The organism is Paeniroseomonas aquatica (assembly GCF_030409335.1).
In the GTDB taxonomy this organism is placed as follows: Bacteria; Pseudomonadota; Alphaproteobacteria; order Acetobacterales; family Acetobacteraceae; genus Belnapia; species Belnapia aquatica.
The window spans coordinates 1-9,667 of record NZ_JAUFPN010000003.1; the positions used below are offsets into that span (position 1 = coordinate 1).

Annotated in this window: 4 protein-coding genes and 5 pseudogenes; 5 read left to right on the forward strand and 4 right to left on the reverse strand. The window is 60.4% G+C overall.

What is annotated here, in order from left to right; genetic code table 11:
* The first annotated feature begins 709 nt into the window (after positions 1-709).
* The 3 genes and pseudogenes from QWZ14_RS00340 (at position 710) to QWZ14_RS00350 (ending at position 5,034) form a co-directional block, all read left to right on the forward strand.
* Positions 710-2,140: pseudogene (locus QWZ14_RS00340) on the forward strand (IS1380 family transposase).
* Between the two features lie 706 nt (positions 2,141-2,846).
* The gene (locus QWZ14_RS00345) at positions 2,847-4,244 is read left to right on the forward strand and encodes a carbohydrate porin (RefSeq protein ID WP_290314560.1); all 1,398 of its coding nucleotides are present in this window, start codon (positions 2,847-2,849) and stop codon (positions 4,242-4,244) included.
* A 208-nt stretch (positions 4,245-4,452) separates the two neighbouring features.
* Positions 4,453-5,034, forward strand: coding sequence for a hypothetical protein (locus tag QWZ14_RS00350; RefSeq protein ID WP_290314561.1), 582 nt, complete (start codon positions 4,453-4,455; stop codon positions 5,032-5,034).
* A 16-nt stretch (positions 5,035-5,050) separates the two neighbouring features.
* On the opposite strand, the gene QWZ14_RS00355 is transcribed toward QWZ14_RS00350, so the two are convergent.
* Positions 5,051-5,641: a PepSY domain-containing protein gene (locus QWZ14_RS00355; protein WP_290314562.1), complete on the reverse strand. Its 591-nt coding sequence runs from the start codon at positions 5,639-5,641 to the stop codon at positions 5,051-5,053.
* A gap of 356 nt (positions 5,642-5,997) precedes the next feature.
* Between QWZ14_RS00355 and istA the strand changes: the two are divergent.
* A pseudogene (gene istA / locus QWZ14_RS00360) lies at positions 5,998-7,431 on the forward strand (IS21 family transposase); the annotation flags it as partial.
* 275 nt (positions 7,432-7,706) lie between these two features.
* On the opposite strand, the gene QWZ14_RS00365 reads toward istA, so the two are convergent.
* Positions 7,707-7,895 carry an ATP-binding protein gene (locus QWZ14_RS00365; protein ID WP_290314563.1) on the reverse strand — a complete coding sequence of 63 codons (189 nt, stop codon included), beginning with the start codon at positions 7,893-7,895 and terminating at the stop codon, positions 7,707-7,709.
* Positions 7,896-7,914: 19 nt separating this feature from the next.
* Between QWZ14_RS00365 and QWZ14_RS00370 the strand changes: the two are divergent.
* Positions 7,915-8,103: pseudogene (locus tag QWZ14_RS00370) on the forward strand (ATP-binding protein); the annotation flags it as partial.
* Between the two features lie 275 nt (positions 8,104-8,378).
* Here QWZ14_RS00370 and QWZ14_RS00375 read toward each other — a convergent pair.
* Together QWZ14_RS00375 and QWZ14_RS00380 are read right to left on the reverse strand one after the other, a co-directional pair.
* Positions 8,379-8,672, reverse strand: a pseudogene (locus QWZ14_RS00375) (transposase); the annotation flags it as partial.
* A 16-nt stretch (positions 8,673-8,688) separates the two neighbouring features.
* A pseudogene (locus tag QWZ14_RS00380) lies at positions 8,689-9,630 on the reverse strand (IS110 family RNA-guided transposase); the annotation flags it as partial.
* Between the last annotated feature and the right edge of the window lie 37 nt (positions 9,631-9,667).

The window sequence follows — 9,667 nt, forward strand, 5'->3', positions numbered from 1 at the left end:
CTCGACTTCGTAGATGCCGTTACCGGCGAAGATCTGGGCATTGCTTTGCCCCCGCAGCAACACGTTGATTTCGCCGTCCCCACTCATCAGCAGCTCCTCTAGTTCTCAACCAGAGGTAGTAGTTACACTAGATTTTATATCTTTAGGTAGAAAATCTATTTCCATCATGACGGAATTGGATCGGCTAGAATGACTTGGTGACGAGCCAGTCCGCTACGGATCTACACGCTATGCAGCACGGCTGCGCCGCGACCCATCCCGTGGCTCCTGCTGAAAAAGCCCTACCTCCATTACGTCTTCAACGCCTGTTAGCGGGCAGAATGCGGCAGGCACCGTAATGCGCGCTGCGCGATCATTTCATTTATCGTGCTCGGCTGCTTGGCGCGGCCGCTTGCCGTGATCTGGCGGCGCCGGAAGCGACGGGGGAGGCGGTTCGCCTGCAGCAAGCGCAGCTAGAAAGTACTCGGTTTCTAGCCCGCCCCGTCTGAGCTTGATGATGGAGCACTAACGGTCCCCATTCGAGGACCAACTCAGTCGCATTGACCCGATGCTGCCTCAGCCCCTATCTTATCAAGCGTCTGGATCACGGCGCCGGCAGGTGTTGGCATCCTAACCTGGATTATGCGCGAAGGCTAACGGGCATGGTGCAACCCGTTGATCGGCAATAGGATTTGGTTTCGACACCCATATCCAGCCGGTTCCGGAGCCCATGCCCGTCAAGGTTGAGACTATGCCACCGCTGCCCGGCCTGTCACCGGTCGCCGGCAAAGCCATCATCACCCGCTTCGACGGCGGTCAGATCTCCTCCGACGCCGGTGTGCAGGTCCTGCGCGAGGTCGGGCAGCGGCTCGGCGTTGCTGAATGCCTTGCTTGCTGCATCGACGATCCTCGCCTGCCGGAGCGGGTCCGGCACGGCGTTACCGACATCCTGCGGTTCCGCATGCTGATGATCGCGGCCGGCTACGAGGACGGCAACGACGCCGATAGCCTACGGCATGACCCGGCCTTCAAGCTGGTGCTGGATCATCTGCCGGACGGTGACGCGCTCTGCTCGCAGCCGACCATCTCGCGGCTGGAAAACCTGCCCGGGACACGGTCCCTGCTGCGCATGGCACGGGCCATGGTCGAGCTCTACTGCGGGAGCTTCCGGCAAGTGCCGCGGCGTATCGTGCTGGATGTCGATGACACCTTCGACGCCGTTCATGGCAACCAGCAACTGCGGCTCTTCAACGCCCACCACGACGAGTACGGCTTCCAGCCGATCGTCGTGTTCGACGGCGAGGGCCGCCCCGTTGCCGCCATGCTGCGCCCCGCCAAGCGGCCGAGCGGGCGGGAGGCACGCGCTTTCCTCCGCCGCCTGGTGCGCGCCATCCNTGCCGCCATGCTGCGCCCCGCCAAGCGGCCGAGCGGGCGGGAGGCACGCGCTTTCCTCCGCCGCCTGGTGCGCGCCATCCGAGGCCGCGGGTCGAGATCCTCATCCGCGCAGATAGCCACTATTGCGCGCCGGAAGTGCCCGACTTCTGCCACGCCGAGAGTCTGGATTTCATGCTCGGCGTCGCACCCCCGACGACGCTGCGCCGCCACGTCGAGGTGCTGGAGCGCAGCACGGCGGCGCTGCGGACCGGCACGGGCAAGCGGCGCCGCTACAAGGAGTTTCTCGACGGTGCTGCCAGTTGGAGCCGGGTCGAGCGGATCATCGCCCGTGTCGAGGCCGGGCCCGATGGCACCGACACCCGCTTCGTCGTCACCAACCTCTCGAGCGGAGCCGCGCGCCGTCTCTACGAGAGGACCTATTGCCAGCGGGGACAGGTGGAAAATCATATCAAGGCGTGGAAACGGCACCTCGCTGCCGACCGCACCTCATGCTCGCGTGCCACCGCCAACCAGTTCCGCCTGATGCTGCACACCGGTGCTTATTGGCTGATGTGGTCGCTGCGTCGCCTGATGCCGAAGCGGTTTGTGGCAGTGCCCCAAACCCTGGCGCGTCGCCCAGTTCGACACCCTCCGCCTGCGCCTGCTGAAGATCGCCGCCCAGGTTGTGACGCTGAAGTCCCGGGTGATGCTACACCTGCCCAGCGCCTGCCCCTACCAGTCCGCGCTGCGCCTTGCCCTCGGGCGGATGCCGCGGCTGATCAGCTGAACACCGAGGCAGATGCCCCTGCCGAGCCCTTTAACCGCAACCCCAAGATCCGCAATCCGCACCTTCTCACCGACCGCCTAAAGCGGTCCTGAGCACGCACGACCACACAACCAAACCGCGAGCTACTTCACCGCCTCCGACGCTCGCTGTCGACCTCACGAATTATCCAGGATAGGTAGCAGCAGCGGAGGTCAGACGGTTTCAGCGGGGGCGAGATACCCTGATTGGAGCCCAAATAGCTCAGTTTCCCAATCCCAAAATCTGTTCTACGGTTCAAAATTGTGTTGAGTGCGGCGATCATGACCTTTGCTAAGATGTATTGGTCAAATACGAAAAGGTAGCGACCTGCCTGCTGAAGGGCCGCAACGCCTTGTTGATCTTCTATAACTATCCGACTAAGCGCTGGGACCGTGCCCACCTCGCACCCGATCGAGAGCATGTTCGCTACCTGCGACACTGGAAGAGGCGCATCAAAAGCGCGCTGTTTAAGATTACTGCTCAGCTAATGCTGTTCAAGTAGGGTATAGCCGCCGTCAAATCTGACACGAGTCAAAGTGCGAGAATGAATTGCTGAAAGTCATCCAAATCGTCACGTTCGAGAACGATGTTGATGTCAGAAAACCGCCAGCACAGACCGCCGCCTGCTAAAAGCCTCACCCACCTTCAAACTAGCTCAAATTCAGGCTAAAGATAAAGGTTTACGATTTTGAGAAAAAAATATTACCTCCTAAACTTTGCTACGATTTCAGTTTCGTTTTTGTTGACGGTAGCTGCCGTTGCTCAGACGGGACGGTTCGGTTCGGCCGGCACGCCGAACCTGGGCCCGCCGGAAGCGGCGCTCTTTCCCAATCTTGCCGCGCAGCAAGATAAGTTGGAGGAGGAAGGCTGGATAGTACGCGGCCAAGCAACCTTTGTGTTACAGGGCCATCCGACCTTCCGCTCACCCTATCGAGGCGATAGCAGCTTGGCACCTTCGGCCAATGCGCGTAACACCTTTTCATCTGACCTGATTTTGGGCCGTACCTTGTGGGACGGTGCGGAGGTAGTGGTTAATCCCTCAATCACACGTGGCTTCGGCCTGTCCAATTCAGTGGGCCTCGCTGCCTTTCCTAACAACGAGGCGTTCCGGCTGGGTAGCACGGAGCCATATCTCTATGTACCGCGCTTCTTCTTCCGCCAAACCATTGGCCTGAGTGCCGACACGGTACCAAGCGATGACGATCCGCTGCGCTTCTCGCAACCCTTGCCGCGCGAACGAGTTACCATCACAGCCGGCAAGATCAGCACATTCGACATATTTGATGATAACCGTTACGCGCATGATCCCCGCACGCAGTTTTTGAATTGGGCGCTCGTGGCAGGCTCAGCGGTAGATTATGCTGCCGATGCACGCGGATACACCAATGGTGTCGCGCTTGAATGGGAGAATAGCACCTGGGCAGTGCGTAGTGGCGCCTTCCAAGTGGCACGACGGGCCAACGGATTATTTATGGATCCGTCAATTACCCGTGGCTACCAGCTTCTTAGCTCGGTTGAACGGTTCTGGCAGATCAATGGCCGCGAAGGCGCAATCCGCTTTATCGGCGGGCTGACCAGTGCACGTCAGAGTTCCTGGAGCGATCTTTTTATCAACGGCTTTGACACCTTCGAGAAGAACCCAAATCGCTACAGGCGCAAGCTCTCGGGCGGCATCAGCTTTGATCAGCAAATCACCCCCGAGTTCGGAGTATTTGCCAGGTTTTCAATGCAGGATTCGCGTATCCAAAGCTGGATGTTTACCGAGCACGACCAAGCAATTTCGGCTGGCGCTTCGCTTCGTGGCACGCGTTGGGGTCGAGAGGGCGACACGTTAGCGGTCGCAACTAATCTAGGTTTTGCCAGCAATGGTCGGCGTCGCTATCTTGATGCTGGAGGCATCGGTTTCATCGTCGGCGATGGGCGGCTGAACTATAGACCAGAATTGGTGACTGAGACCTATTACGACGTTCGAATTTCACCCGGTATAAACATGGCACTAAACTATCAGATGGCGTTAAATCCGGGCTTTAATGCCGATCGTGGTCCGGTGCATTTATTCGCGCTGCGCGCGCGTACGGCGTTTTGAGATCGGGCCATTGGATAGATTTTGGTCAATATACCTTCATCGGTGAACGACATGGAGTTCTACAAATCTGGTAATAGGTATCGTCATTGGCTATGCGGCGATTGCGACCTACCACTTAATTTTGGGGCTGCGGACCGCAAGCACCGCTGCGAACTGCGGTACAACTTGCAGATGCTGCCACACGGCGAGATGAAATGGACAAAATCCCATGGCTATTAATCGTGTCGGAATTGACTGTTGCTCATGGATGCGCAGCAGCGCCGTGGCTTGCTGTTTCGTCGTCATGACATCCCTTACGCCGGCGACAGCAGAGATTGCGTGGATGCGTCGAAGTGGTGCTTGGCAGGTGTCGCTTTATAATGGAGCCCGCGGAGATGCTTGGTGTAGCTGGCTCACGGGTTGGGAAGATGTAAGCGGATTATCTCAACGAACCCTGTCGCTACAGATTCGAGAAGACGAGGTCATATTGTTTCTCTTTCTCCTCGAAAACTTACCAGCGCGGTTAGAAGAAGGAGCTCAAGCCGTGCTTATTTTCGACAACCATCAAGCTAAGGTAAAAATTGATGTTGCTCGACGGTATCCAAACGGATTCCACATGTTACGCGGCGTTCTCGCGCATGGGCTGGATGCGCAAAAACAATTTGCCATAGCCTTCGCAAACTCATCCACAGCTCAGGTAATGATCCCGGGCGGTAACACTTGGTCACTGGATTCAAGCGGGCGCCTTGACACTCTGCCGTACGTGCAACAATGCATGCAGGAAGTAGAAGCACGCAGCAAGGCGAGATGATCTGCTGATACGGTATTCATCTTGATAAGATGATCTTACCATCGGCATCAAGCCAGATTTCCTGCATACGGTCACCACTCGTGACCGTAACCCTATAACTAATAGTATTGCCCTCATGTCGAACTGTGACTTCGGCTGCCTGCCCGCCTGCCTGTTGTTCAGCAATGGCGAGTGCTTGCCGTAGTGTCGTGCGGGCGCTTTGCACATCAGCGGGCTTGAGCCGGGTAAGAAACTCTTCTATCGGGTGGCGTTCGATCTTAATAACCTGCCCAGTTATGGCATCCACATGGTGCTCTGTAAGTGTCCCATCATTGCCAAGAACTTTGACTTCGTAATGGCCGCCTCCCTGAATCTCGAAATCCGCTTCAACGGCGTGACCTTGACCTTGGCTTTCGGCCGCGTCGATCGCCTGCAGAAGTCCCACCTTGGCTGCCTGCTGTGCTTGAAGGTCACCGGCACGGTGGCCTCCACCTGAGCCACGCGGACCAATGTTTCTTCCGGCGCTAAGGCTTGGTTCATGCCCGGATGGAGCAGGGTTATTTGTTTGGGCCACCGCCAGCGTCGTCGCAAAAGCAAGTACGCCAAAAGCAATACCTAATCCTTGCATACATTTTCCTTTGCCAATGAAAACTATCGCGCGCTCAAAGTTAGTTTTTCAATGTTACCGTTGCAATGGGCGGTACGGATCTTGACGACATCAAGTCGCTGAGCGAACAATCTACCAACCGAGCAGCCTGCCGTTGGCAGCAATCATCACCTCATTTTTCATAACCGATTAGACTGGTGAAGATGCAGGGCTGCGCGACGGCGGCCGTGAGACGGTGCGGAAATGGGTGAAATTTATGTGCACGGCGGAGAGAAAGTCGGCCACTGGAGCGGCGGCGTGATGCTGCTGCGGGCGGAGTAAAAACCCGGCCAGTGGCAGGCGGCCTACCCTGAGGGCTCAGGGTGGGGCGCCGGGAGATGTTCGTGGTGGAGACCTACGCGGCGGTCCGTCGGTTCGTGTTCCTGGAAGGGAACAGCCAGCGGGAGGCATCCCGGGTTTTCGGGCTGAGCCGGGACATGACTGCCAATATATGCCGGTACTCAGCGCCGCCGGAGTATGTGCGGACGCGGCTGCCGGACAAGCCCAAGCTGGGGGCGCTGCTGCCGGTGATCGCCGCCATCCTGGAGGCGGACCGGGCTGGCCCGCCCAAGCAGCAGCACACCGCCAAGCGGATCTTCGAGCGGCTGCGCGACGAGCATGGCTATGGCGGCGGCTATACCGTTGTGAAGGATCATGTGCGGCGCCAGCGGGGCCGTGGCCGGGAGGTCTTCGTGCCGCTTTCGCATCCGCCGGGGCATGCCCAGGTGGATTTCGGCGAGGCGGTGGCGGTGATCGGCGGGGTTCGCCAAAAGATCCACTTCTTCTGCCTGGACCTGCCGCAGTCGGACGCCTGCTTCGTGAAGGCCTATCCGCGGGAGACGACCGAGGCCTTCCTCGACGGGCATGTCGCGGCCTTCGCATTCTTTGGCGGCGTGCCGCGGTCGATCCTCTACGACAACCTCAAGCTGGCGGTGGCCAGGATCTGCGGCGACGGCCGGCGCGAGCGGACCCGGGCGTTTACCGGCCTGGTCAGCCACTACCTGTTCCAGGATCGGTTTGGCCGCCCCGGCAAGGGCAACGACAAGGGCAAGGTCGAGGGGCTGGTGAAGTTCTCCCGCAGCAACTTCATGACCCCGGTGCCAGTGGCTGCCAGCTACGAGGCCTTCAACGCCATGTTGGCGGAGCGTTGCCGCCTGCGGCAGTCCGACCGAGCGGGCCGGCATGCCGAGACGATTGGCAATAGGCTGGCGGCGGATCTGGCGGCGCTGCAGCCCCTGCCTGCCGTGGTGCTGGAGCCCTGCGAGACCATCAGCGCCCGGGTGTCCTCCACCGCCCTGGTCCGCTACCGCGGCAACGACTACTCGGTGCCGACCGCGCATGGGTTCCAGGCAGTGCTGGTGAAGGGTTTCGTCGACCGGGTGCTGATCCTCTGCGACGGCACGCCGATCGCCCGCCACGCCCGCTCCTATGGCCATGGCGAGTTCGTCTACGACCCGCTGCACTACCTGGCGCTGCTCGAGACCAAGCCGGGTGCGCTGGACCAGGCGGCGGCGCTACAGGGCTGGGATCTGCCGCCGTCGTTCCAGCATCTGCGCCACCTGCTGGAGGCGCGCATGGGCAACCGCGGCAAGCGGGAGTTCATCCAGGTATTGCGGCTGCTGGAGATCGCCGGCCGCGAGGTGGTGGCCGCCGCGGTGGCCGATGCCATCCATCTCGGCGCCATCGGCTACGACGCGGTCCGGCAGATCGTCCTGGCACGGATCGAGCGGCGCCCAGCCAGGCTTGACCTGACCGCCTATCCCTATCTGCCGGGCACTTGTCAATGCTGAGTCCGGATTGGTTCTCCCGTACTTTCCGTGCTCTCATACCCCCAATGAAAACGAGCAAGTGGTTGAGGCACCTCAGGAAATAGCGCACCCGTTTCGTAATGACGCTATGCCACTTCCCACGATCGCCAGATTCGCAAGTTGCTCAATATCATCAGGTGGTTGGACGTACCTATTCCGTAACGACAGCACGGAAAGTGCGGGAGAACCTCCGGATTCCTCAAAAGTGCTGGCTGAAAATTCCTCCGTTCGGCTGGTGGCTACGTCGTGGCGGTGAGGTTGCTGGTTCGCGGTTTGGGTGGCCTGCCGCGCCGTCGTGGTTCCAGTTCGGCCGAGGCCATCGGCCGGGTGGTGCTGGTGTAAGGCAGCAGATCGGCATGGCGGCGGAGGCGGTAGCTGGCGCCCTCGATGCGGACAACGATGGCGTGGTGCAGGAGACGGTCCAACAAGGCTGTAGCGACGACAGTGTCGGAACGTCTCACCGGCGCCCTGCTCGACCGGCTTACCCACCACGTCCATATCCTGGCCATGAACGGCGAGAGCTACCGCCTGGCCCAGTCCACCGCCCGGCGCCGCCTGGCAACCAAGGCCGCGCCGACCAACGCCTCCGCAGGCATTGGCAGCGACCCAGACACCGGCGAGATCCTGCCCGGCTGACCACCGAAGAAGCCAGCCGCAGACCTGACCGGCCCCCGATCGGGGGCCGGTCAGGTCTGGCTCCGCCAGACCACCAGTGGCCTTGTTTTACGCCGCCACGCTGGCCTGGTTTCGCTCCGCCGTTGACACTCCTGGAAGAGTGGCGCGAAGCATAGGATCAGCGCGGCGAAGCGGGCTGGCAGGCGCAGAATGGTGGCGGTCCTGTGGCTGGGACTGAGGTGGTGCCCATCCGTCGGACAGTTTGACGGCCTGAATAAGCTCGGTCCTGGTTGTCGTCAGGCCGCCAGTTTGTCCGCTTCGTTCGCCCTATAGGCCTCGTCGGGGGTCTGCCCCGCCAGTGCGCTATGTGGGCGTCCGGCATTGTAGTAGCCGATCCACTTCGAAAGCCCGGCCCGCACCTCTGAGCCAGTCTCGAAGACATGCAGGTAGATGCATTCGTACTTCAGGCTGCGCCACAGCCGTTCAATGAAGACATTATCCATCCACCGGCCACGACCGTCCATTGAGATGCGCACCCCGGCCTGTTGCAGTACCCCGGTGAAGCGCGGCGAGGTGAACTGGCTGCCCTGGATGCCCTTCTATGTGTCAAGCGGCGACTGGGTGTTGATTGATCTCGCGCCGGCGCTGGCTGATGAGGGAGAATACCTCACGTGCGATGTAGCGTTTGACGCAGCGAATGGCTTCGAGTTTGGAGTGGCCTTCGGCGATCCGCTTTGCGACATAAGCCTTGGTCCTTGGCTCTGTCCGCAAGCGGCCGATGGCAATGATGTGTAGGGCGCTGTTGGCAGCTCTATCACCACCGCGGTTCAGGTGATGTCGGGTTGTCTTGCCGGAGGATGCCGGGACCGGATTCACCCCGCAAAGGGCAGCGAAGCTTGCTTCGGAATGCAGGCGCTCAGAGTTGTCGCCGGCTGTGAGCAGGAGCTGTGCCGCAGACTCGTGGCCGATGCAGTTCTGCGCCACAAGGTCGGGCGCCAGATCATCGAAGATGGCGCCGATCATGCTGTCGAGGTCTCCGATCTCATCATGCAGCTCGAGGTAGCGTCGAGCGAGAGACCGCAGCGTGATCCGGTAGGCTGATGCCACGTTGCGGAAATCGGTCATGTCCGGCCGCCAGGCGGCAAGGGTCCTGATGAGCTCCATGCGGGTCAACTTGCGCAGCTGGTCACGGAGGTCATCGGGTGCGCTGACCACGGTGTTTTGGATCATCTGCAGCGCGACGCGGCGGGCAGCGACCGCTGTCTTTCGGCATGCTTTCAGGACTCGTAGAGCCTCGATCATGCCGTCGCGGCTTTTGGGCGGGACGGTGCGCCTGCCGGTAAAGGCTGCATGGGCAGCGTTCTGGGCATCGAGGTCGTCGTTCTTGCCGCGCTTGCGTCGATCGCTTTTGTCCGGGGTCGTGACCTCCAGGACCTCGACACTCGCCTTCTGCAGGTAACGAAGCAGCCCTGCCCCGTAGGTACCCGTCGCCTCGATGCCGACACGCTGGACCGGCCCGAAGGAACGCATCCAGGCCAGCATTTGTTGGCGGATTCAACATTCGTAGCGAACACCACCGATTTCC